We start from the raw sequence: 22,721 nt of genomic DNA on the forward strand, positions 1-22,721 counted from the left end.
TTTCGTTAGTAATGTCGTTATTCTGGCCACCGTATCACGCAATGGCAGGTTGATTGGCATCACCACCGGCATGGTATCAAGGATACAGATCTAGCGTTTAATCAGGGTGAAAAAAGGAGTTACGCGAATGGTCCCTCACTCTCTCATTGTCTGCGCGTTACTCAATTTTTCACTGGCTGCTCAGGCCGGTACGGTTCCATTGGATGTGAACCCTGCCGAAGTCACGGCAGCATTAGATGCGGTCTTGCACAAGGATGTGGGGCTTCAGCAAGGAGGAGTTACTGGCAGGGATGTCGCAGAAGCTCAAGTTAATAAGGAAGATTGCAAAACCGCTGACCATTGTAGCGACTCCACTGATAATCCCCCCAAAATTCATACCCTGCATGAATGGTTTGCGGTGCCGCAAAATTCTTCGGAGGCGAATCCTCTGATTGCGATCCTGTTGATATTTATCGCCACCTTTTTTTACCTGCGGCGCTCTCCCTCTACCAAGTAGCTGTTCTTGCCGCGACTACATCATTTTCAGTTCATATATCAGTGCGTTTCATTTCACTTGCTGATTCATTCGCTGTGATTTTGTTTTTGCCTGCTGTGAACAAAGATGGTGCAATTTTCAAATTTGAAAAAATGCGTGTCGCAGAAATAAACTACTGCTAGGATTATTGACATAACCACACCCTGGAAAAAATAAGGGGAGGGCGTTATGTGTGGCCGTTCAAGCGGTGTTTTGCAATTTATTGTGTCCCTGTTTTTAACTACGGTTTGGCTTGCGCCTGTCGCGTTGGCGGGGGAGCCGTTGTTAGTGAAATATATTGGTAACAACACCTCGATTAACGAGGATTATTACCTGGCCCTTATCTCTGCAGCACTCAAGGTGACTGAATCAACCCATGGTCCTTTCAAATTGATGTATGCGCAGGAACAAATCAGTTCCGAGCGCAAACATGATTTGCTGGTATTGGGTGATAAAGTCAATGTGGATCGCCTGGTGGGATTTCCGACAATGAATGGCGCACGTAAAGGATTGATTCGTGTGGGTGTTCCGATCCTGAATGGTTTTATGGGATACCGGATTCTATTAATTCGCAACGAAAACCAGCCGCTATTCTCCAACATTAAATCCAGCGATGAATTGCGAAAACTGCCAATGGGTTTTGGTAAGGGCTGGGAAGGGCATGTATATAAACACAATGGCTTTTCTGTCGCCGAAGCGTTAACGATGCCAATGTTACTCAAAATGCTGGCAGGTAAACGTTATTATTTTGTGCCGCTCAGTGCGATTGAAATTGATGACCATTATGAAATTGATGGCGCATTGGTAAGGAGTCTGGTTCCGGAAAAGTCCTTACTGATTTATATGCCGTTGCCAGTCTATTTTTATGTGAGCCCTGCTGCACCGGAATTGGCTGATCGCTTAACGTTGGGTTTGAATTACCTGAGCGCAAGCGGACTGATGGGAAAAATATTTACTGATCATTTTGGCGAACGTTTAAAACGCCTGCATCTCGCTGATCGACAGTTGATTGAATTATCCAATCCGGATGACGACGGTAGTTTAGGTGTGCCTGATCACAGGCGGCTCCAGCTTTTTTGATAATAATTTTTATTTGCGATTTTTCCAGGGCGATATTCAAGAACTCTGCCGGTGGCATTTGTCATATCGCTGTTTAGTTTTGTTAACAGGTCTTTCTTTCCATTAATTCCGGTGGGATTATCGTTTGGTTAAGCACCGCAGCCGACGTTAAGGATGCCTGTGTATGTCCAATCATTTCTTTCATTTGTTATCGCGTTGGTTGCCGTTAAAAGAGCAGGCCAATTGGGTGCTGGGGGCGGTCATTCAAACGCGAGGTTCTGTTTATCGCAAAACCGGTGCGTTAATGCTGCTGAGTGATGCCGGGCATCAATTTGGCTTGCTAAGCGGCGGCTGCATAGAGTCAGATTTGCTATTGCAAGCGCGCAAGGTAATTGCGTTGGGAAAATCGCGACGTGTTATTTACGATGCAAGCGATGAGGATAATATTGCCTGGCGCTTGGGCATTGGTTGTGGCGGTGCCGCTGAAATTTTGTTGCATCCGTGCAATACACAAAACAATTATTTATTACTTGCCGAGATATTTTCCTGTTTACAGCAGCATCAAGCGTGTGAGTACTCTGTACAACTGGATTTTTCGACGGCAAGTTTTACGGCTTGCATGCGTGATTTTACACTGCGCCGCGCCGGTTATTTGCAATCGGGCGTCCACCAGCAATTAACAACCACCATCAATCCATTGCCGCATTTGCTAGTGCTGGGGAATGGTGTGGATATGATTCCTTTATGCCAACTCGCGCTTGCATTGGGGTGGCGAGTCTCTTTGGCCGATCAACGCCTGACACCGCAAAAGCGCGAAAATTTTCCTGAAAATATTTCAGCACTTACACAATCTGTTGAAAATATTTCTGCTGAATATTTGCAGCAAGTAGATGCCATCGTTATCGCGCATCACAATATAAATCTGGATGCTGCCGCAATTGCCAATTTGCAAACACGTGATTTGCAAAACCCTTATATCGGATTGCTTGGCCCTGCACACCGCAAAGCGGAAGTGCTTGCGCTTGCCGGATTGGTTGACGCGCAATTGCGTTATCCCATCGCTGGTCCGATGGGGCTAGCCTTGGGTGGGGATTTGCCGGAAAGCATTGCGTTATCGGTGTTGGCGGAATGTCATGCGCGTTTATTTGGTAGCAGCGCGTTGCCGCTGGGTGTATTTGCCGCGCCGGATCAAGCACTACCTTTGCCCAGCCTTGTAAATAATTAGTACAAGGAAATATTTTATGACGATTGATTGCATCATTCTTGCTGCCGGTGCAGCGACACGTTTCGGCAGTTGTAAGTTGGTTACCGATTATCGAGGCCAGCCGCTAATCAGTTATGTCATTGAAACGGCGAAAGCAGTGGCGCCAGAGCGAATTATTATTGTGACCGGGGCCAGTCACGAACAATTGGTAAGCCATAGTGATCGCCTGCATGTTGATGCTCCGGGTGTCGAATTAGCCTATTGCGCTGATTGGCAAATGGGAATGGGACATTCGCTGGCTCATGGTGTAAGCCAACTGGAGAATGATAAACCGGTTTTGGTATTGTTGGGTGATCAGCCGCGCATCAGCTGTGATGATGTCAAGCGTTTATATCGCTTATGGAACAGTAGTCCAAGCCAAATTATTTGTGCAAGTTTTGCCGATACATTGGGTGTGCCGGCAATTTTTCCAGCAAGTTTCAAAACGCATTTACGCAACTGTGTGGGTGACCGTGGTGCGAAACAATTGCTATTCAATTACGCGCAACACGTAGTTGCTGTGCATATTCCTTCTGCGGAATTCGATATAGATACACCCGCAGATTTGCAGCGTGAATTAGCAATAATCTAAATAAAAATATTTATACATAACCTTGGCCGAAAGATATTTCACTGAATTTTATTCGCAGGAGTCTCCTATGATTTCGCTCACGATTAACGGTAAAAAACAGGAATTGGATATAGACCCGGATACTCCGCTGTTGTGGGTGTTGCGCGATGAATTACACATGACCGGTACCAAGCTTGGCTGCGGTATGGCGTTATGCGGCGCGTGCACCGTGCATATGGATGGCACCCCCGTGCGTTCTTGCAGCATACCGGTGTCCGCCGTAGCAAATGCAAATATTCAAACGATCGAAGGTATGAATTCTGTTGCCTTTCAAGCGGTGCAAAAAGCCTGGCGCGATCTGGATGTAGTGCAATGCGGTTATTGCCAGTCCGGACAAATTATGTCGGCAACTGCTTTATTACAAACCAATAAAAAACCAACTGACGAACAAATCGACGCGGCAATGTCGGGCAACCTTTGCCGTTGTGCTACCTATCATCGTATCCGCAATGCAATTCACCAGGCGGCCGATGCAATCGGTAAAACTGCAAGCACAGTCGGAGGAAAAGCCTGATGAACTTCCTCAATAAGCAATTCGCAACAATCGATAAAAATTCCCCGCTGGAATTATCGCGCCGTCAATTTTTACAAGCGACCGGTGTTGGTGGCGGTTTATTGGTCGGCAGTGGTTTTATTTCCTTAACAATTCCCGCCGATGCCGCGACGGTGAGTGATGCACCGGTGTTTAACGCATTTCTGAAAATTACACCGGATAACAACGTGATTGTGGCAATCAAGCATATGGATATGGGGCAGGGTGTGAGCACCGGATTGACAACGCTAATAGCTGAAGAGCTGGGCGCGCGCTGGGACCAAATTCAATTTGAGTTTGCACCGGCAGATGCGACGCGTTACAACAATTTATTCTGGGGGCCAACGCAAGGTACTGGTGGATCATCGTCTATCGCAAACTCCTGGCAACAATTGCGCACTGCGGGCGCTGCTGCGCGCGAAATGTTGCAAGCTGCTGCAGCTGCGGAATGGAAAGTTCCACAGGCTGAAGTGCAAATCAAAAATGGTGTGGTTAGCCACGGCAAGCACTCCAGTGAATTTGGTGTGTTGGTGGCCACGGCTTCAACCTTGCCCGCGCCGCAAAAACCGGTTTTAAAAGATCCAAAGGATTTCCAATTAATCGGCAAAAAAATTCCGCGCAAAGATAGTGCAGATAAAACCAACGGCACTGCTATTTATACGCAGGATATCCAATTGCCCGGCATGCTAACGGCGCTGGTAGCTTACCCTCCGCAACTATTTGGCAAGGCGAAAAAAGTAGATGTAGCCAAAGCCAAAGCATCCCCCGGTGTTATTGCGGTGGTGGAAATCCCGCGCGGCGTTGCAGTTGTTGCCGAAAATTTCTGGGCGGCGAATAAAGCGCGAAAATTATTGGCAATTGAATGGGATTTATCGGCATGTGAAACCCGCAGTAGTGATGAATTGTTTGCCGCTTGTCATGAAGCCGCCAGTAAGACTGGCCATATCGTCAAAAATACAGGCGATGCGTCAGCTGCATTAAAAAAATCTGAACAGGTTATCGAAGCCAAATACGAAATTCCCTATCTTGCACACGCTGCTATTGAGCCATTGAATTGTGTTGTCAAAGTGGATAAAAACCAATGTGAAATGTGGTTCGCCAGCCAAATGCCGACCATCGACCAAATGGAAGTTGGCAAAGTCACCGGTTTAAAACCGGAACAAGTAAAAATTAATTCACTATATGCCGGTGGCAGTTTTGGTCGCCGTGCTTGCGCCGGTGATTATGTAGTGGATGCTGCGCAGATCGCCAAACAACTTCCTGGCCGCGCGATAAAAATGGTGTGGACGCGCGAAGATGAAATTCTCAACGCGCGTTATCGCCCTATGGCGGTTCATCATCTTCGCGGTGCAGTATCGCCCGATGGAAAAGCGCTTGCATGGCAACACCATGCTGTTGCGCAATCCATTATGCGTGGCACGCCCTTTGAAGGAATGATTCAAGGCCCACTCGATAATAGTATTGTCGAAGGCGTTAACGACATGCATTACGCCATTCCCAATCTGCAAGTTCAGGGCACAGAAATTCCCATTAAAATTTCTACGTTGTGGTGGCGTTCGGTGGGGCATTCCGGCAATGCATTTGTTATCGAAACATTTATCGATCAACTCGCAAAATCCGCAAAAAAAGATCCGGTAGCTTTCCGACGTGAATTGTTAGCCAATGAACCGCGTGCGTTAGGTGTATTAAACCTTGCCGCTGAAAAAGCCAATTGGGGGAAGCCTCTGGCTGCGGGTGTTTCGCGCGGTATTGCTGTGCATAAATCCTTTGGAACCTGGGTGGCGCAAGTTGCCGAAGTGCGCATCAATGCCGATAAAACATTTAACGTCGAGCGCGTAGTTTGTGCTGTGGATTGTGGTGTCGCAGTAAATCCGGATGTCATTGCCGCGCAAATGGAAGGTGGTATTGGTATGGGATTAAGTGCTGCATTGGGCGAAGCCATCACGTTGAAAAATGGCGTCGTTGAACAAACTAATTACCACACTTACACCCCGCTGCGAATTGATTCGATGCCAAAAGTGGAAGTGCATATTGTTCCATCCGCAGAAGCTCCCACTGGTGTAGGTGAGCCTGGCTTGCCGCCGATTGCGGGTGCTGTTGGTAATGCGTTGTTTGCGGCTACTGGCAAGCCGGTGACTAAATTGCCGTTGGGGAATAAGGTTTAATTTGCCGAGCCGCAGCCCGTGTGGAGTGAAACGCATTATGGGTTGTTCTAATGCATGGGCGTTTTATGAAAACGAAATCCCGTATTGCGTTAGACTCCATACGGGCTACATTGTAAAACGATATTGTTAACGAAAGTATTCAGGTTTTTATTTCTTTTGAATATCTGGCAGCTGTGAATTGATTTATTATTTTAATGTCAATTAGTTGAAAGTTATTACTTTGATAAAAATTATGCAAAGGTTCTCTGTCATCACAATCCAGCCGCAACCATGTTAATCCGCGTTTAGTTGCTTCCTGCTCTGCTAATCTAATTAATTCGGTTCCTTTATTGAAGCCTTTATGTTTGGGATGAATGGCGAGTTTGTGCAAGAACAAGCTATCTCGACTCGTGAGCTCTGGCCAGAAATAAGGATCTATCTCCTGTAGGAATATTACTCCTTCAAGTGTTCCCTGATTTTTAACCAGATAAAGCTCATTGTCTTTGTATTGTTTTTTCAAGCCATCCAGCGTTAGTTGGCTTTCATTCCATAGTGTTAGGTGTTGATGATTTAAATTTTCCATAACATCGAGTAATAGCTTTGATGCGGCTTGCCAATCTTTGATGGTTTTTGCTTGTTCAAGATACATTTTGGTTTTATCTATATTAAAAAATTACTTTTTTGATTTTTGCAGGACAACGCCTAATCGTCCTTTGTCCCTTTTTCCATCCGGAGTATTGAGCAGGATACTTTTGATGACGTTCAACCCTAATTCTGAGCAGTGTTGCAAGAGCTGGTTTACGGTAAATGAATCATAGAAAAATGTGTGGCCAAACATTTGATCTGTGAATGGAGGAATATCATTTTCTGATCCGCCACTTGAAAGTATAAGCATTCCTTTTGGTTTCAATGATGCAGCGGCTTTGCGCAGTAAGGTTAGCTGGTTCGCCCTTGGCAAATGAAACAGGGAATCCCATATGACAATTCCATCATAACTATCTGCAGGTTCAAAGTCTTCAAGATCACTCAATATCCACTCATGTTCTGGCAGCGTATTTCGTGCATAGCCTAATAATTTTTCTGAACGATCTATGCCCACTATTTTGTGTCCGCCGGTTGCAAGTAATGTAGCGATAGGGGCTCCGTGGCCGCAACCTAAATCCAGTATTTTGCTATTGATAGGAAGGGTGCCCAGAAATAATTCGAACAACTCCCGGTCTTTTGGTGGAAGTGCCTTTCTTGCGTGAAGCCAATGTCTTTCGATGGAGTCGTAATCATTTATTTTCATAATGCATCACTTATATTTATTTATAAGCATGTTAAAAAACAAAGGGATAGGAATTTGATGAATTTTATGATCCCCAGGCCAGGGTGTCGTTGATTAAATAATAGAGGTACTTTTTTATGCACATAACGCATTGGAGGTTAGATGTTACTACTTTACGACCTTAACGCGATGTTGATTTATATTTTGACGTTATCCATTTTTATTTACGCATTAATTTTTTCTTCGGCGCGCAGTGTCAATACTTCAAAACCATCGGCGGTGACTGCAATGGTGTGTTCCCATTGCGCAGAAAGTTTTTTATCGCGCGTGATTACTGTCCAGCCATCGCGTTTTACTTTTACTTTGGCGGTGCCTTGATTAAGCATGGGTTCTATTGTGAACGTCATACCTTCGCGTAGCACGACACCGGAATTTGGTGTGCCATGATGCAATACATGCGGTGCTTCATGCATTTCCCGCCCAATACCGTGGCCACAATATTCGCGCACGACGGAGTAACCATTCGCTGCTGCGTGTAATTCAATTGCATGGCCAATATCGCCAAGGGTTGCGCCCGGTTTTACGGCGCGGATACCTTTCCATAATGCTTCATAAGTGCTATCGACTAAATGTTTTGCCTGCGCTGAAACATTGCCAACCATATACATTTTGCTCGAGTCGGCAACAAAGCCGTTTTTTTCCAGCGTGATATCCACATTAATAATATCGCCCGCCTTTAAAAATTGCGTGGGCGATGGCATGCCATGGCAAACAACATCATTGATGGATGTATTCAAAGAGTAAGGATAATTGTATTGGCCTTTACTGGCGGGCCGTGCATGCAGATGATTGATTATAAAATCTTCGACCCGGTCATTGATTTCCATTGTCGATATGCCAGGCACGACCAGCGGATTAAGGAAATCAAATACCCTTGCAAGCAGGCGCCCTGATTCGCGCATAAGCGCCAGTTCGCTGTTGTGTTTGAGGATGATGTCACTCATCAGCGACAGGCTCGCCAGTGGCCAGGCGCAATTGTTCGCGCAGGATTTCGGTGTAAGTCAGCGTGGGATTGGTTTCGGCCAACATGCCGATTTTGATCCAGAATTCAGCCTGGGAATTAATGGACCTAACCATGGCCGAGCTGGCTTTACGGATATCCTCATGCAACTCATCGCTGATTTTCACAATGCCCATAAAATGCCTCAATATGCAAAATATATATGTATCGTATATGAATCATATATTGAAGTCTATAGTGAGGGCGCTGCACTGAAATCCTAAGGGTTGCCGACGTGCACTACGATTTTCCCTACTGCTCGCCCTGATTCGCTTAAAGCTTGTGCCTTGGCGATATCTGACAGGGCAAATTCGGCCCCGATAATCGGGCGAATTTTTCCGGCGTCTACCAGGGTGGCGAGTTCCTTGAGTACGGCTGCATCGGGCTTGATAAAGACAAATGCGCTGCGGGCGTTATGGGCTGCGGCCTGTTCTACCGATGGTGGATTTACGATAGAAACCAGTATTCCGTTAGGCTTAAGTACTTGCCAGGATTTCTGCTGTATCTCTCCACCCAGGGAATCAAAAACAATATCAACATCCGTTACCATTTTTTCAAATGACTGTGTGCGATAATCAATGATTTCATCGGCCCCGAGTGATTTAACCAGTGCACTATTTTTTGCAGAGGTTGTCGCAATAACATAAGCACCACGTGCTTTTGCCAATTGCACCGCGAGTGAGCCGACGCCGCCGGACGCAGCGTGAATTAAAACACGATCCCCATTTTTTATTCCGGCCGCTTTAATTAATACATCCCACGCGGTAATGCCGGCGAGTGGTAAAGACGCGGCGCTCGAGTGAGAAATTGTGGCAGGTTTAAACGCAACTTCATTTGCGTCGATGGAAATATACTCGGCATAGGTTCCAGCGCGCAAAATATCAGGGCGAGAATAAACTGCATCACCCGGTTTAAATTGGGTAACAGCTTTCCCCACCGATTCCACTACACCGGAAACATCCCAACCTAAAATAATCGGAAAGTGATAAGGCAGCATTTCTTTGAGGTAGCCTTCGCGAATTTTCCAGTCAACAGGGTTCACCGAGGTGGCTACTACACGTACCAGAACATCATTGTCCCCCGGTTGCGGCACCGGCGCGTCTTCAACTGTTAATTGATCTTGCCCGCCATATGCATAAATTCTTACCGCTTTCATTTTTAATTCCTCGCAATGGATATGTTGTGTAATAACATCAATTTACATTAGCGGTGATTGTCAATAACGACAAATTGCAATAACAAAAAATAAAATGGAGAACCCTGTTGAGCCAAAAGTTGTTGAGTCAAAAATAACTACCAGACTTTTCTGGACTTCAAGTGCGCAATCAGCAAATCAGCTACTAACTTGTCATCTTTGGCAGACGGATGATAGTGGCAGCCTTCATAATCCAGGCCGGTAAAAATAATCGAATCGATGTTTTTCATGCCGGCGGCCTTCACTTGCGCAAGCACTTTTCCAACCTGGTTGGCAATTTCACCTTCAGCTTTGTCTGATGCCATCAGCACAAATTGTGCTTTGGGATTTTTACGTTGCAAAGCGTTAATAAATTCAACGTATTTATTGATGTAATCTTGCTGCAATTCTTCGCGCGTTTTCCAGCGTTCGCCGTTGTTGAGCTTTGTGGAGAAATCATTGGTGCCTAAGCCGATCACAATCACTTGTGGTTGCCAGGTACTGGTGTAAATGTAGTTGTTGCTGTGCAAGGTAAAAGGATAAAGGCCAATCAAACTTTTATCTGGCGATGTGCCATTGTAATTGCGCACAATACCGAAACCGGATGAGGCATTGATTTGGTAATCCGCATTGAAATGTTTTGCGGTAATGGGGCCGAAGGAAAGTTGGGAATTGGTTGTCTTGAATAATTCTTCATTATTACATTCGCGGCTGGGTGAAGTATTGCCGTAACCGACCGTAAATGAATCGCCGATAAATTCAATCTGGCGTTTTCTGTTGGGTAATGCGGCTGGTTTGTCGTCGCTGAAAAAACCAAGGAAGCGCCCTGTACTGGATTGTGTTTCAGTAATTTTTTCCAGACGCACTTTGTGTGTGCCCGCAGTCAAGCCGGGCACCACATAATCCTGTACACCAGGTTTATTAATCACAACAGGTGTCCCATCATCCACAATTAATTGGAAAATGTTTTGGTCATCATTAAATTTCAGCGTGAGTGAGTCACCTTTAAACGCGGTTTCAAAATAAATTGCGGGCCAGGAATATTCGTAGGCTTTGCTGCCATCTGCAACGGTAGTTTCCAATACCCGTCCACCGACATGTGTGGGCAGTTGTTGTAACCCCGTAGCCATACTGAGTTGTGGAAGTGTCAATGCTGTTAATAGCAGGGCGGTTTTTGTCAGGTTCATAGTTATCCTCGAGGTTTGTTGTTATTAATTTTTTGCGCGTTAATTGTAGCGCGCTATTACGAAAATAAAAAACGCCGCAGTTGCGGCGCCTTTTATGCAGTAAAACATTATCTCACAGAAGAATTATTTGGTTTCCGCAATAATTTTTTGCAAGCCTTTTAATGATGCCTCAACACTTTGCATTGGTGTCAAACCTTCCGGGTAGGATTCTTGTTCAACTACCAGCCACAAGGTGCCCCCCACCGTTCTGTTGGCATTAATCAGGGCTTTCCAATCAGTAGTGTCTTTACCGATGATCGGGTCCTCTTTATTGCCTTTTTCCGGAGCAGATGCTTTGTAATGCGTGGTGATGGTACGGCCCGGGTAGGCTTTTACGAAATCAACCGGATCTTTGCCGGCAACTTCAGTCCAACCCACATCTTGTTGCAGGATAACGGCGTGCTCGGTATTTTTTCCAATGACATCCCAAGGCGTTTTACCTTTTTCGCCCAGCATTTCCGGCTTGTGGTTGTGATAACCGGTGTGCATGCCGTGTGGAGCCAGTTTTTTCTGTACAGCTTCGAGATCTGCAGCAACAGCTTTGGCACCTTCCGGTGTAAATGCGCGCTCATCCATTGGAATAATTAAATATTTACAGTCAATCGCTTTGTAGAACGCTACGGTCGCGTCGAAATTTTCGGGCGATAATTTATCGAAATGAACGTGCGCGCCCGATGCTTTCAAACCGGTTTTTTCCAAAAACGCTTTCAACCCTTTTGGATCATTGGCGTAAGGGCCGAAGTTACCGGCAAATTCTACGCCCTGGAAACCCATGGCTTTAAGTTTTTTCAGTGTGCCTTCAAAGTCTTTGGCAACATCATCTTTAATTGACCAGAGTTGCACACTTAATTGCGGTGATGTTGGTGCAACATCGGCAGCAAATGTCGAAATGCTGACGCTGGCAAGTGCTGCCATTGTGATTGCCTTTATTGTTGTAGACAGTTTCATGGTGAGTTCCTTTGTTAAATGTTTAATAGTGGTTGTGTCACTGTTTGGGTGTCAGGTTTTTTAGATTTTACCTTGCTTTAATTGTGTGACGGCGTAATCCGCTGCGCGCGCAGTCAACGCCATATAGGTCAGCGATGGGTTTTGCGATGCACAGGATGCCATGCTGGCACCATCGGTCACGAATAAATTGGGAACATCGTGCGCCTGGTTCCAACCATTGAGTATTGATGTCTTTGGATCTTTACCCATGCGTGCAGTTCCCATCTCGTGGATAGATAAACCGGGAGCCCATTGGCCTTTCTCTAACGCGCGAATTTCTTTCCTCACTTCTTTCACGCCAATAGCTTCCAGAATTTCCGCGCAGGTATCTGCAATATCGTGGAAAATTTTAATATCGTTTTCGCCATAGCTACAATCGATATAAAGTTGCGGCATGCCCCATTTGTCTTTCAATGTTGGGTGTAATGAAACCTGGTTTTCGTAGCGTGGTAACATCTCGCCAGAGCCCCCCAAATGGAAATACCAACTGCCGGCATTGCGAATGGATTTTTTGAAATCCGCCCCGAAACCATCTTGCTGTGCGAATGCTTCCCATGGTGTACGTTGGGCGCCGCCAGTGAGCATATAACCGCGCAAAAACTTACTGTTTTTTTCGGTGATATTGCGGAAGGGCGCCATCGCCAAACCGGTTGGACGACGACCGGAATAATATTCCTCTTCAAAACCTTCCACTCGACCGCTTGCACCGGCAGTGTAAAGGTGATCCATTAAATAGTGACCCAATACACCGGAAGAGTTGGCGATACCATTAGGGAATGTTTCGCTTTTTGAATTGAGCATAATTTGCGTTGTGCCCAGCGTAGATGCGCACAGGAAAATAACTTTTGCAAAATATTCGCGCGTTTCCATAGTCTCTGAATCAATCACACGTACACCGGTAGCGCGATTGGTTTTGGGATCATAAATCACGCTATGCACAATGCTATTGGTCGCGATTTTCAAATTATTGGTTTTCAGTGCAGCGGGCAAGGTTGAACTTTGCGTGGAAAAATAAGCGCCGAATGAACACCCTTTTTGACATTCATTGCGCGCCTGGCACGGTGCGCGGCCCTGTTCAAGATGGTGTTGTGCCGGTACAGATAAATGCGCGGTGCGGCCAATAAATAATTTGCGCGTGCTCCATTTGGATTCAATGCGCTTTTTCATTTCTTTTTCCACCGCGTTCATTTCAAACGGCGGTAAAAATTTGCTATCCGGTAATGCCGGGTTATTTTCTACCGAGCCGCTGATACCGGCGTGGGTCTCGACATAGTCGTACCACTTTTCAACATCGTTGTAGCGAATAGGCCAATCAGTACCCTGTCCATCGCGCGCGTTGGCGGTGAAGTCGTATTCACTCCAGCGATAGGATTGGCGGTGCCACAACAGCGATTTTCCGCCCAGCTGGTTGCCGCGAATCCAGTCGAAGGGTTTATCTTTTGGGGTCGCGTAGGGATAGTCTTTATCGTTGCCAAAAAAATGTTTGGTGGCATCGTTAAAGGCATAACATTTTTTCTGGATGTAATGCTGTTCTTCAACAACATTGCGCTCGATTTTTCCGCGGAACGGCATCTCCCAGGGCTTAACACCTTCGCCGACATAATCTTTACGGTGTTCCACCGGGCGACCGCGTTCTACGATGAGGGTCTTCAAACCTTTTTCAGTTAATTCCTTTGCAGCCCAGCCACCGGAAATACCGGAGCCAACCACAATTGCATCAAAAATTTCTTTGGTATTGGTGATATAAACATTGTCGCTCATGGAGTTTTCTTCGCAAGAAAGGGTAAATAAAAAGTGGTAATTAATCGGGCATGCGCAAATTATTTACTGCGGCAGTGCCCAGGCTTTACCAATCTCTTTAAATTTAAAGTTACCTTTGTAACCACCGGGAATGGCGAGGTAGGCCAGTTCCTGGGTTGCGCCAATTTCCGACGTGTAGTAACCAAACAGCACCAGGGCCTTCAATTGTTTGAAGCCATTGCGGTCAGTCTGGTTAAAGCCGTTTTTGGCTTGCTCCATGTTGTTGAGTAATTCGGTTTGCTGTTCTTTGGTAAGCAGCAGGAAGGGTTTTTGCGCATTTGCTTGTGCGCTGTCGTCAATGCGCTTGAGCATAGTGAGCAAATCTTGCTGCTCCTCTTTGCTCGCACAATAAACCACGTAGTGATTAATAAAATCATGGACACCAGCGGCAATTGCACCGGGAGTATCGGTAGTGGGAATAATGATTTCGCCCAGTTCGCGTACCAGTGCGAGCTGGCTTTTATTGAACAGGGTTTTAGTGCTGCGATTCATATCCGTCGGCGGTGTTACCACTGCCGCTAATGCCGAGAGTGAACTGGCGGACAATGCCAGGCCACACATCAGGGCTAATTGTTTAATCGCATTACGACGGGATTGATCCATTTCCTGTGGTAAATCCAGATCCTCCGCGACCGAGGGGATGAGCTGAGTGGGGTTGTTCATTAGGAGCCTCTATTTTAAAGCGTCTGTCTTTTAGCGCGCCTATTTTTTAACGCGCCTATCTTTATTGTTGTGTACCGCTCAATTGCTGTCAGGTGCATGGGCAAACACGGGATATCTGCCCGCTCTTTTTAGGCGGGCTTGCGCTCAAGTCTAGTAGCCGACATGGTTAAGAGGGGTCAATATTTGTAAATATGGAAACGGTTACTCGCGCTTTTTACGCGAATTTTCGTGAACATACTGCGGTTTAGAATGCTTTGGCTGGAGATCACTTTTTGCTTACGCAAAACAGAATAAGGTGCTTACGCAAAACAGCATAAGAGCGTGGGTAATAATCAACCTGAAGTAAAATTTTTTGGGGTGGCGATGAGAACTCATCCAGCCTGGTGCGATGTTAACCAGCTTGCAAGGTTCGCACTTAACCAGGCGGGATCGTCCATGGGAATGTCGTGACCGGCTGAGCTGTGGAGTTTGAGCGGCCACTGAAAACGTTGGGCCAGGTCCTCGCTGGCTTTGACCGAAACAAAACCATCTCCCTGGCTGGCGATGACCAATCCTTTCACGGTGCAACTTGCTTGTGGACGAAAACGTGCGGCAGCAGTGAGCATGGTGATGATAGTCGCGCGTGTTACCGGGCGCTGCTGTTGGATGCTTAGCCATTGCTGCAAGTGCGCCGCAAAATGTTGACGTTCATTGCTGACTTTGCGTAGCACCAGGCGCTCACGCAATGCGGCAGGTAATAACAGGGCCATTAAAATAGGTAGCCAAACGCGCGGACGCAATCGCCATTGCAGCGGTTGATCGCCGGCACTGGAGTTAATGAGTGTTACGCTGGCAAGTTGTTCGGGAAATTGTTGGGCCCAATTGAGTGCGATCATGCCGCCCATGGAAATCCCGACAACATGTACCGGGCCGGTAATTTTTTGCGCGGCAAGTTGCATGCGCGCGTAGTCAGTCATGGCGGGAATTGAATCCAGTGCAGTTTGGCGATAGCGTGTACCGCAGCCCGGAAAATCGATGCAATGGATTTGATAGCCCTCGCCCAATGCATTGCGCAATTGTTCGGGGAATTGCATCCAGTGGGCCGCTTCGCGCGCAAGGCCGCGCAATAAAATAACGTGCATGGATTTTTCCTTATTATGTTATATGCAGTTAGCGAAACCAGAGGCTGTTCGCTGTTTGGCTTAATATCCCGCGTTGCTTTTCATCTGGCAACCAGTTTCGATAATTAAGTGTGGCGGCGAGCATAAAATCCAGCAGGAGCAGATGGCTGCGCAATACGCGCGCATGGCGATGCTGCATTTGCGGGTTAAATAAGCCGGCCATATTAAAAATCTGGCGCGGGCGTTTTTTAATCCAGGCCCAGGAGCCCATCTCCAGCGTTAGCGGTAAAAAATGCGCTTGCTGCTGCGCCCGCGATTGCAAATAAAAATAATCCCACAAATCCCCGTGCGATAAATAATGAACCGATTGCGGTTCAAAGACATACGTGTGGTTAGGGTAGGTACGCTCCCATAGCATTTTGAGCGCGACGTAATCGGCAATATTATGAATCGGTTTTTTGCGATAGGCGTAGGGAAACCAGAGCTGGTCGCGCATGCCGAAACCTGAATGCAAATCCACCACCAATGCAAACGGGCGATTTAAAATTCGCGCGTGCATCAATTTTTCCAGCGCAATATTTTCCGCTTCCATAGGCCCGTTTTTACGCCCGCGATACCAGGGTAAAAACGGGCCCAAACGATGACCGCCACCCAGCAGGGGGACATCACCGTCGGCATTGATGGGCGCATTGCGATTGAGATCGACACCGTTGCCGTTGCTGCGCTGGTTTAAATACATTCCCACCGGATTCAAAATGGGCATCAACACCAATTGCACTTGTGCGAGTTGTTGTTGCAGGTGTGAATCCCAATTCAATCGCTCCAGCAGGGTTTGCAGCCAGGCAATTAGTACCTGGCTGCCAATGCGTTCCAGGCCGTGCATGCCGCCGGTTAATAATAATGCAGGAGCGGTGTTGGCGCTGCTGCCGAGGGTGAGTGAATAGAGTGGGAATTCGCGGTGCCGGGCCTGCAAGGTTAATTCATTGCGCGCGTGAAGGTGTTGCGGATATTGGCGAATCAAGCGCTCAAGTTGCAAGAGTTCGGGAATTTTTTGTTTGAAGTCGCGGCGTAGTTCGGCGCTGCGCAGGCTGGATTGATCGGGTGTCGATGCAGGTTCCGGTAGCGGGGCTAACGCGTCTGTTGATACGTTCGTGGTAGACGGTTCCGCGACAGGATCTGTTATGTAATTGGGTTCATCAGTATTCATGTATACCGCCGCTAGCAATGGCTGACGAGCTGAGCATAGCGGCTTTTTGTTGTGTGTATTCTTACACTTTTATGAAACCCTGGTTGAGCTGTTAGCGTGGCCTGGTTTAATTCCACACCAGATCGTCGCGGGCGTGCGCGATGACTGTCAACTCATTGTTCTCAATCATGTGTTGTAGATTACCGCTGATATTCTGGTGTAAGTCATTAGCCCGGGTTGTCGTGTTCGCGGTCAGGCCGACGCTACGGTTGCGCCCGGATTTTTTTGCAGCGTAAAGCGCATGGTCGGCAACATCGATTACTTGCTCCCAGGTGAGCGCCATCGGCGCTTCGCGCAGGAACGGGAAGCAGGCGAAACCGATGGAGCAGGTTTTTTTCAAATCGGAGCCATCGGGTAATTTAAAGGTGTGTTCTGCAATCGCGGTGCGAATGCGCTCGGCCATGAGCGGTGCATCTTCGCGATCCGCAAAGCGGCTGACAATTAAAAATTCTTCGCCGCCCCAACGCACAACACAATCCGATTCACGACAGGTGTGGGTCAGCAGGTCGGATAATTGAATTAATAATTGGTCGCCGGCGTTGTGTCCGTAAATATCATTAACCGATTTAAAATGGTCTACATCCAAAATAAAAAAAGTAAGGTCGGGTGTAGGTTTTTTTCGCGGCTCTTTAGAAAAGTTTGCGTTGTATTCGCGCTGGACTTTGGCGGTGTCCATCGGCATTAGTTTTTGCAAATAGCGGCGATTGCTCAAGCCGGTTAATGGATCGGACAAACTGATCGCTTCCAATTGCGCGTAGGCATTTTCGAGCTCGCCATTTTTGTTGCGCAATTCTGCTGTGCGCTCGGCAACTTTTTGCTCCAGCTCACGGCTGATATTGCGCGCAGCAATGACTTTTAAATGCTGGTTGCGCACGAACAGCAAGAGTAATCCTAAAATGATGGCTACATAAATGCTGTAAGCCCACCAGGTTTTCCACGGCGGCGGCAATACAATAAGTTTGATGCTGTGCCCCTGCTCATTCCACACTCCATCATTGTTGCTGGCGCGTACGCGGAATTGATAGGTGCCTGCGGGCAGGTTGGTGTAAAGCGCAGTGCGTTGGTTGCCTACGGCGCGCCATTGGTCATCGAAGCCTTCAAGCATATAGGCGTACATATTTTTTTCCGGCTCGCGATAATTCAGCGCGGCAAAGCTAAATGAAATCATCGACTGCGTGTAATCCAGGGTGATGGATGCTGTTTGGTTGATTGAGCTGGTCAATAGTTTATCCGGGCCATTCACTTTTACTTTTTCAGTGAAGAGCCGGAAATCGGTAAACGCGATGGCTGGTGCAATTTCATTTTGATGGTTGTCGAGCCGATCAACATCAAAAAAATAAAGTCCGGTGCGCGCACCAAATACCATCGCACCGGAGCGTGTTGCTAATGCGGCATTAGTGGCAACACCACCGATGAGTTCACCATTAATCCGCGTGTAATTTTTTACGGCTAGCGTCTCCGGATTAAAACGCACAATACCGTTATTGGTGCCCAACCATAAATTGCCGTGCTGGTCTTCAATAATCGCGCGAATGCCCTGATCGGCAAAACCATTGCGCGAGTCATACAGCGTGAAATCATCGCTGTGCGGGTTATACAAATGCAAACCCATATCGGTACCAAACCAAAGTCGCCCTTTGCTATCTTCGCGAATGGAAATGACTGAACCATTGGCCAAACTGCGCGGTTTGGTACTGTCGGGGATGTAACGCTTGAAAATGCCTTTTTCGCGATCCATCAAATTCAAACCATAAGCGGTACCGATCCAGAATCGCCCCTGGGAATCTTCATAGGAAACCCAGGCAACCGTACTGGAAAGGCTTTCGGGATTATTTTCATCGTGTGGATAAAACGAATAATCGCCGGTGCGCGGATCGAATTTGGTAAGGCCATTAAAGTGTGTGCTGAACCATAGGTTTTTCTGTCGATCTTCGAAAATATTCCAGATCATCAAATCATTGAGTTTTTTTCCAGTTTTTTCACCGCGCTTGCTTTGGTCGGGGTCTACAGGGATGGTGTCGAAGCGGTCGGTCACGGCGTTGTATTTTTGTGCGGCGGCGCCCCAGGTGCCAAAAAGCAACGTGCCCGCTGAATCTATTGCGCCGTTGAGAATGGCAGTGGTAGCTACACGTGAATCAGCTCCGGTGGTATGGCGATAATGGGTGAAGGAATCCGTGTCCGGATCAAAACGGGAAATGCCGCCGGATCCCAGCCACAATTTTCCTTCTTTATCTTCGACGATGGCTTCGACATTGTTATCCAGTGGCCCATTGTTGCTGTCAGTGGATTTTTGGTAAACCTTTATCGCAGCGCTGGAGCGATCATAGACATGGACGCCCGATGGATAGGTGCCCACCCACAGGTCGCCAATACGATCTTCATAAATGCGGCGAATAGTATTACTGGTTAACCGACCCGCGCCGCCGTCACCGCGATCAAAGTGAATCCAGTTATTTTGTGTTTCGTTATAAAGGTCCAGGCCGGCGCCATCGCTGCCGCTCCATATCCAGCCATTGCGATCAATATAAATTTGCCGCGAAAAATTGTTGCCGAGGCTATGCGGATCCTGTGCGTCATGTTGGTAGTGAACGAATTGGCGAGTGGTGCGATCCAGACGATAAATTCCATTATCACTGCCAGCCCAAATGCGCCCCGAATGATCTACCGCGATAGTTCGGATACTGTTTTCAAGCGCGGATTTCGGATTATCGGGACTGGGAATGTGTAGGGTGATTGCTTTAGTCGCAAGATCGAATTGCGCAACGCCGGTGTCCAGGCCTAACCAAACCATCCCTTCTTTATCTACCTCAATGTCGCTGACCAAATTGCTCGGCAAGGTGCCGTTTTGCTGGCTGAAAAAATCCAGGTGGCCATTGTCGGGGTTAAGAATGCCAAACCCGTTGGCAGAGCCAATCAAAATATCGCCATCAGCACTTTCGGCAATTGCATTAATCGCACCGCCTGCGGGGGTGGCACTTTCCGGAAGTGGTATGGGCACCAGAATTTCGTGGTTGCGATCATAGCGATATAAACCGGCGCGGGTCGCTGCCCACAAATTGCGTTGGCGATCTTCCAATAATTCCAATACTTGATTGACGGGTTCGGTTTGCGACAGGTCCTGCGGATCTTTGGCGGCAGGAATTGTTAAAAACTCATAGCTGTCGTAACGGAGTAATGCATTGCGTCCACCCAACCACATAAAGCCCTGGTAATCCTGCAAAATTGCTTCTACTTCACCCAGTGCAATATCCTGGTTTTGCATAATGTTGCGGAAGTGGATTTTTTTCGGGTAATCGACAGCGGAAGTTTCATTGGCAAAACTAATGCCCGCAAATAAATGGGCCACTAGAATTATTGTGACATAGGCCGTTATGTGCAGGAGCTTACGCACCCGGTGTTTGCTGGTCCGTATAAAAAGCGTTGGTTTCATTGATCTTGTGTATCGCTGTATGTAGTGAGCTATCCCAATAATAAGCCGGGTATTGTTGGAGTTAATGACGGCGTTGGGTTTGAGTTTGTTTAGTTATAGCAGGTGTTGGTTGATTCGCACGTTCCGGTGCGAGTGAATGCTCCCTGGCAGCCAGGAATTGCGAATCAAGCGGGATTGGCGTTTTATTCCGTAGTGTTTGTAGGGATTTTCTTTCGAGGCGGCATTGGGCATTGCTGCCCGCGCGCTCATGAGCAGTGAGGTTATTACAGTTTTTCTTTATCCCGAAAATAAGCGACCAACGCATTCGCATGCTCATGCCCCAGTCCGTTTGTCGGTTGGTCCATTCGTAAATCGATATCCACTACTAAAATTATCGATCCATTTTGTATTCAATGTTTTTTTTAACAGTTGGCCATTCCTGATCAATGATTGAGAAAACCACGGTATCCCGATAAACGCCTTCTGCATTTTTTTGATGATTGCGCAGAATGCCATCCTGTTTTGCACCCAGGCGAGCAATTGCAGTGCGTGATGCATGGTTGTGCCAATGCGTTCGAAACTCCACTGCGATTGAATTAAGGGTCTCAAATGCATGGCTAAGCAATAAATATTTGCATTCGGTATTTACACCGGTTCGCTGGAAGGACTTTGCATACCAGGTATAACCAATCTCAACGCGATGATTGAGATTGTCGGCATTGCAATAGCGAGTTGTACCAATAATTTTTTGGGTGCGATTATCAACAACTGCAAACAGCAATGCGACGCCAGCTTCCTGATCGTTAAATGCTTTATTAAGATATGCATCGATTGTTTTTAAGATGTTGTATAACGGTTTGCTGAAATGATGTAGGTTGCCGGTGAGGCACGAACCGCAACATGACCATGTACGGGCAGCCACCAATCCTTTATTTGTGCTTTTTTAATTATTCATTTTAATTATTCATTTTAATAAAACATTTTGCGTTTGCGTTTGCGTTTGCGTTTGCGTTTGCGTTTGCAAATGTTGCGGTTCGTGCCTCACCGGCAACCTACGAAACAAAAAGCCGAATCATTTCTGATTCGGCCTTTTGCTTTTCTCCCACAATATTTAAAAACTTAAACGTTGTAAGTGCTCGATGCAGTATTACCACCACGACCAGTCCAGTTGGTGTGGAAGAATTCACCGCGTGGTTTGTCGGTGCGCTCGTAAGTGTGCGCGCCGAAGTAATCGCGTTGGGCTTGCAGCAGGTTTGCTGGCAAGCGGGCAGTGCGGTAGCCGTCGAAGTAGGTCAGTGCTGATGTAATGGTTGGAGCGGGGATGCCGTTCACAATTGCAGCCGCAGCAACACGACGCCAGCCAGCTTGTGCTGCATCAACAGTTTTTGCGAAGTGATCATCCAGCAACAGGTTTTTCAATTCAGGATTCTTATCGAATGCTTCTTTGATGTTGCCGAGGAATGATGAGCGGATGATACAACCACCGCGCCACATCAATGCGATGCCACCGTAGTTCAAGTGCCAGCCGTATTCTTTCGCGGCTTCACGCATCAACAAATAACCTTGTGCGTAAGAAATAATTTTTGATGCAAATACTGCATCGCGCAAATCGTTGATGAAAGCTTGTTTGTCGCCAGTGAAATTTACGGCGGGGCCTTTGATTACTTTTGCTGCTTCAACGCGCTCGGCTTTTTGTGACGACAGGCAGCGCGCAAATACGGCTTCAGAAATCAGCGTGAGCGGTACACCCAGATCCAGTGCGATTACACCAGTCCACTTGCCGGTGCCTTTTTGGCCGGCGGTGTCGAGGATTTTTTCAACCAGTGGTTCGCCATCGGTGTCTTTGTACGCGAGGATGTCGCGGGTGATTTCGATCAGGTAGGAATCGAGTTCGCCTTTGTTCCACTCGGCAAATACTTCGTGCATTTCGTCTGCGCTCAGGCCGACGACTTCTTTCAGCAATTGGTAGGCTTCGCAAATTAATTGCATATCGCCGTATTCAATTCCGTTATGAACCATTTTCACAAAGTGGCCAGCGCCGTTCTCGCCAACCCAATCGCAGCATGGGCTGCCGTCATCGACTTTGGCGGCGATGCTTTGGAAAATATCTTTTACAAATGGCCAGGCTTCCGGTGAACCGCCGGGCATGATGGATGGCCCGGTCAATGCACCTTCTTCACCACCGGAAACGCCGGTGCCGATAAAGCGCAAACCTTTGCTCGCGAGGTACGCGGTGCGACGGTCGGTATCGGGGAAGTGGGTGTTGCCGCCGTCGATGATAATGTCGCCAGCGTCAAGGTGCGGAATTAATTGTTCAATGAAATCGTCTACCGCTTTACCGGCTTTTACCATCAGCATGATCTTGCGTGGTTTGGCCAGTGACTGCACCAGCTCTTCAATAGAGCGCGCGCCGCGAATGGTTTTGCCCTTGGCGCGGCCTTCGATGAAGGCGTCTACTTTTTCTACGGAGCGGTTGTAAGCGGTAACTGTATAGCCTTTGCTCGCCATGTTGAGGATGAGGTTTTCCCCCATCACTGCCAAGCCAACCAAGCCTATATCGGAAAGTGGTTTCATAGTAGTAATAGCCTATCGTTGTGGTTGATGTCCTACCCACGGAAGCATTGCAACAGGACAGTTCCGGCCATAGTACCAAGACATTGTCACTG

At 47.3% G+C, this 22,721-nt stretch carries 20 protein-coding genes; 6 read left to right on the plus strand and 14 right to left on the minus strand.

Annotation, left to right across the window (positions count from 1 at the left end):
• The first annotated feature begins 127 nt into the window (after positions 1-127).
• The 6 genes from A596_RS03285 to A596_RS03310 all read left to right on the plus strand — a co-directional run bounded on the left by A596_RS03285 (position 128) and on the right by A596_RS03310 (position 6,144).
• Positions 128-496, plus strand: a complete 369-nt coding sequence (locus tag A596_RS03285; RefSeq protein ID WP_039912650.1) for a hypothetical protein — start codon at positions 128-130, stop codon at positions 494-496.
• A gap of 207 nt (positions 497-703) precedes the next feature.
• Positions 704-1,594, plus strand: coding sequence for a hypothetical protein (locus A596_RS03290; RefSeq protein WP_039912651.1), 891 nt, complete (start codon positions 704-706; stop codon positions 1,592-1,594).
• Positions 1,595-1,757: 163 nt separating this feature from the next.
• A complete protein-coding gene (locus A596_RS03295; protein ID WP_052417192.1) occupies positions 1,758-2,798 on the plus strand; it encodes an XdhC family protein in 1,041 nt (346 codons plus the stop codon).
• 16 nt (positions 2,799-2,814) lie between these two features.
• On the plus strand, positions 2,815-3,408 hold the full coding sequence (locus A596_RS03300) for a nucleotidyltransferase family protein (RefSeq protein WP_039912652.1): 594 nt from the start codon (positions 2,815-2,817) through the stop codon (positions 3,406-3,408).
• A gap of 67 nt (positions 3,409-3,475) precedes the next feature.
• Positions 3,476-3,961 (plus strand): (2Fe-2S)-binding protein, encoded by a 486-nt coding sequence (locus A596_RS03305; RefSeq protein WP_039912653.1) that lies wholly within the window; start codon positions 3,476-3,478, stop codon positions 3,959-3,961.
• Positions 3,961-6,144: a xanthine dehydrogenase family protein molybdopterin-binding subunit gene (locus A596_RS03310; protein ID WP_039912655.1), complete on the plus strand. Its 2,184-nt coding sequence runs from the start codon at positions 3,961-3,963 to the stop codon at positions 6,142-6,144. The genes A596_RS03305 and A596_RS03310 overlap by 1 nt, the downstream gene beginning before the upstream one ends.
• A gap of 139 nt (positions 6,145-6,283) precedes the next feature.
• Here the strand turns inward: A596_RS03310 and A596_RS21870 are convergent, their stop codons facing one another.
• The 14 genes from A596_RS21870 to gnd form a co-directional block, all read right to left on the minus strand.
• Positions 6,284-6,772 carry a GNAT family N-acetyltransferase gene (locus A596_RS21870; RefSeq protein ID WP_052417193.1) on the minus strand — a complete coding sequence of 163 codons (489 nt, stop codon included), beginning with the start codon at positions 6,770-6,772 and terminating at the stop codon, positions 6,284-6,286.
• 24 nt (positions 6,773-6,796) lie between these two features.
• On the minus strand, positions 6,797-7,411 hold the full coding sequence (locus A596_RS03320) for a class I SAM-dependent methyltransferase (protein WP_039912656.1): 615 nt from the start codon (positions 7,409-7,411) through the stop codon (positions 6,797-6,799).
• A 203-nt stretch (positions 7,412-7,614) separates the two neighbouring features.
• Positions 7,615-8,394, minus strand: coding sequence for a type I methionyl aminopeptidase (map, locus tag A596_RS03325; RefSeq protein ID WP_039912657.1), 780 nt, complete (start codon positions 8,392-8,394; stop codon positions 7,615-7,617).
• Positions 8,387-8,587: a ParD-like family protein gene (locus A596_RS03330; protein ID WP_039912658.1), complete on the minus strand. Its 201-nt coding sequence runs from the start codon at positions 8,585-8,587 to the stop codon at positions 8,387-8,389. Before A596_RS03330 ends, map begins: the two co-directional genes overlap by 8 nt.
• A gap of 83 nt (positions 8,588-8,670) precedes the next feature.
• Positions 8,671-9,606 (minus strand): NADP-dependent oxidoreductase, encoded by a 936-nt coding sequence (locus A596_RS03335; protein ID WP_039912660.1) that lies wholly within the window; start codon positions 9,604-9,606, stop codon positions 8,671-8,673.
• Between the two features lie 137 nt (positions 9,607-9,743).
• Positions 9,744-10,811 (minus strand): SGNH/GDSL hydrolase family protein, encoded by a 1,068-nt coding sequence (locus A596_RS03340; protein ID WP_039912661.1) that lies wholly within the window; start codon positions 10,809-10,811, stop codon positions 9,744-9,746.
• 123 nt (positions 10,812-10,934) lie between these two features.
• Positions 10,935-11,798 carry a sugar phosphate isomerase/epimerase family protein gene (locus A596_RS03345; RefSeq protein WP_039912662.1) on the minus strand — a complete coding sequence of 288 codons (864 nt, stop codon included), beginning with the start codon at positions 11,796-11,798 and terminating at the stop codon, positions 10,935-10,937.
• 60 nt (positions 11,799-11,858) lie between these two features.
• Positions 11,859-13,598, minus strand: a complete 1,740-nt coding sequence (locus A596_RS03350) for a GMC oxidoreductase (RefSeq protein ID WP_039912663.1) — start codon at positions 13,596-13,598, stop codon at positions 11,859-11,861.
• Between the two features lie 63 nt (positions 13,599-13,661).
• Positions 13,662-14,300 carry a gluconate 2-dehydrogenase subunit 3 family protein gene (locus tag A596_RS03355; RefSeq protein ID WP_052417194.1) on the minus strand — a complete coding sequence of 213 codons (639 nt, stop codon included), beginning with the start codon at positions 14,298-14,300 and terminating at the stop codon, positions 13,662-13,664.
• Between the two features lie 371 nt (positions 14,301-14,671).
• Positions 14,672-15,421 (minus strand): alpha/beta fold hydrolase, encoded by a 750-nt coding sequence (locus A596_RS03360; RefSeq protein ID WP_039912665.1) that lies wholly within the window; start codon positions 15,419-15,421, stop codon positions 14,672-14,674.
• Positions 15,422-15,449: 28 nt separating this feature from the next.
• Entirely contained in the window at positions 15,450-16,607 is a 1,158-nt protein-coding gene (locus A596_RS03365) for a DUF2817 domain-containing protein (protein WP_084127988.1), read from the minus strand.
• A gap of 106 nt (positions 16,608-16,713) precedes the next feature.
• On the minus strand, positions 16,714-20,037 hold the full coding sequence (locus tag A596_RS03370) for a ligand-binding sensor domain-containing diguanylate cyclase (protein ID WP_160280068.1): 3,324 nt from the start codon (positions 20,035-20,037) through the stop codon (positions 16,714-16,716).
• 409 nt (positions 20,038-20,446) lie between these two features.
• Complete coding sequence (locus A596_RS03375; protein WP_235425606.1) at positions 20,447-20,977, minus strand: GNAT family N-acetyltransferase; 531 nt, start codon at positions 20,975-20,977, stop codon at positions 20,447-20,449.
• Between the two features lie 197 nt (positions 20,978-21,174).
• A complete protein-coding gene (gnd, locus tag A596_RS03380) occupies positions 21,175-22,629 on the minus strand; it encodes a decarboxylating NADP(+)-dependent phosphogluconate dehydrogenase (RefSeq protein WP_039912667.1) in 1,455 nt (484 codons plus the stop codon).
• Positions 22,630-22,721: the final 92 nt, after the last annotated feature.

The organism is Cellvibrio mixtus subsp. mixtus J3-8 (assembly GCF_000766945.1).
Taxonomy (GTDB): Bacteria; Pseudomonadota; Gammaproteobacteria; order Pseudomonadales; family Cellvibrionaceae; genus Cellvibrio; species Cellvibrio mixtus_A.

Bases quoted from the DNA above. Each gene is read 5' to 3' on its own strand.
- map (WP_039912657.1), bottom strand. From the start codon at position 8,394: ATGAGTGACATCATCCTCAAACACAACAGCGAACTGGCGCTTATGCGC.
- A596_RS03295 (WP_052417192.1), top strand. From the start codon at position 1,758: ATGTCCAATCATTTCTTTCATTTGTTATCGCGTTGGTTGCCGTTAAAA.
- gnd (WP_039912667.1), bottom strand. From the start codon at position 22,629: ATGAAACCACTTTCCGATATAGGCTTGGTTGGCTTGGCAGTGATGGGG.
- A596_RS03310 (WP_039912655.1), top strand. From the start codon at position 3,961: ATGAACTTCCTCAATAAGCAATTCGCAACAATCGATAAAAATTCCCCG.
- A596_RS03365 (WP_084127988.1), bottom strand. From the start codon at position 16,607: ATGAATACTGATGAACCCAATTACATAACAGATCCTGTCGCGGAACCG.
- A596_RS03285 (WP_039912650.1), top strand. From the start codon at position 128: ATGGTCCCTCACTCTCTCATTGTCTGCGCGTTACTCAATTTTTCACTG.
- A596_RS03350 (WP_039912663.1), bottom strand. From the start codon at position 13,598: ATGAGCGACAATGTTTATATCACCAATACCAAAGAAATTTTTGATGCA.
- A596_RS03330 (WP_039912658.1), bottom strand. From the start codon at position 8,587: ATGGGCATTGTGAAAATCAGCGATGAGTTGCATGAGGATATCCGTAAA.
- A596_RS03300 (WP_039912652.1), top strand. From the start codon at position 2,815: ATGACGATTGATTGCATCATTCTTGCTGCCGGTGCAGCGACACGTTTC.
- A596_RS03360 (WP_039912665.1), bottom strand. From the start codon at position 15,421: ATGCACGTTATTTTATTGCGCGGCCTTGCGCGCGAAGCGGCCCACTGG.
- A596_RS03305 (WP_039912653.1), top strand. From the start codon at position 3,476: ATGATTTCGCTCACGATTAACGGTAAAAAACAGGAATTGGATATAGAC.
- A596_RS03320 (WP_039912656.1), bottom strand. From the start codon at position 7,411: ATGAAAATAAATGATTACGACTCCATCGAAAGACATTGGCTTCACGCA.
- A596_RS03355 (WP_052417194.1), bottom strand. From the start codon at position 14,300: ATGAACAACCCCACTCAGCTCATCCCCTCGGTCGCGGAGGATCTGGAT.
- A596_RS03340 (WP_039912661.1), bottom strand. From the start codon at position 10,811: ATGAACCTGACAAAAACCGCCCTGCTATTAACAGCATTGACACTTCCA.
- A596_RS03335 (WP_039912660.1), bottom strand. From the start codon at position 9,606: ATGAAAGCGGTAAGAATTTATGCATATGGCGGGCAAGATCAATTAACA.
- A596_RS03345 (WP_039912662.1), bottom strand. From the start codon at position 11,798: ATGAAACTGTCTACAACAATAAAGGCAATCACAATGGCAGCACTTGCC.
- A596_RS03290 (WP_039912651.1), top strand. From the start codon at position 704: ATGTGTGGCCGTTCAAGCGGTGTTTTGCAATTTATTGTGTCCCTGTTT.
- A596_RS21870 (WP_052417193.1), bottom strand. From the start codon at position 6,772: ATGTATCTTGAACAAGCAAAAACCATCAAAGATTGGCAAGCCGCATCA.